1 protein-coding gene is annotated in these 370 nt (G+C 60.5%); it reads left to right on the top strand.

Going from position 1 to position 370, the window contains the following annotated elements:
* The coding region (locus G7A66_RS12710; protein ID WP_174296067.1) for an acyloxyacyl hydrolase at positions 1-370 on the top strand (370 nt) is incomplete at both ends.

Genomic DNA, 370 nt, shown 5'->3' with positions numbered 1-370 from the left:
TTCGAACGGGCAGAGGCGCTCGCTTTCATCGGCAGCCCGGAGCCATATGTCTTCGCCTCGCTGAACAGCGAGGGGGATACGAATTTCGCAGGCGGCGGGCTCAGCTGGAAGATTGCGGCAGGCCCGGTCTATCTCCGGCCCGGCATCGGCCTCGTCATTCATGACGCGCCCGATTTCCGAATAGATCGTAACAACGAATTTCGGACGGATCTCGGCAGCCGCATCCTGTTCGAGCCGGAGATTGCCATCGGAACCGCTGTTAGCGAACGTTGGAGCGTGGAGGCGAGCTGGGTGCACATCAGCAATGCGCGCCTGTTCAATTCGGAGCAGAACCCCGGCATCGACACCATCGGAATCCGACTGAACTACG

The organism is Alteripontixanthobacter muriae, from assembly GCF_013336795.1.
Classification (GTDB): Bacteria; Pseudomonadota; Alphaproteobacteria; order Sphingomonadales; family Sphingomonadaceae; genus Pseudopontixanthobacter; species Pseudopontixanthobacter muriae.
This window is presented reverse-complemented; position numbering and strand designations above follow the sequence as displayed.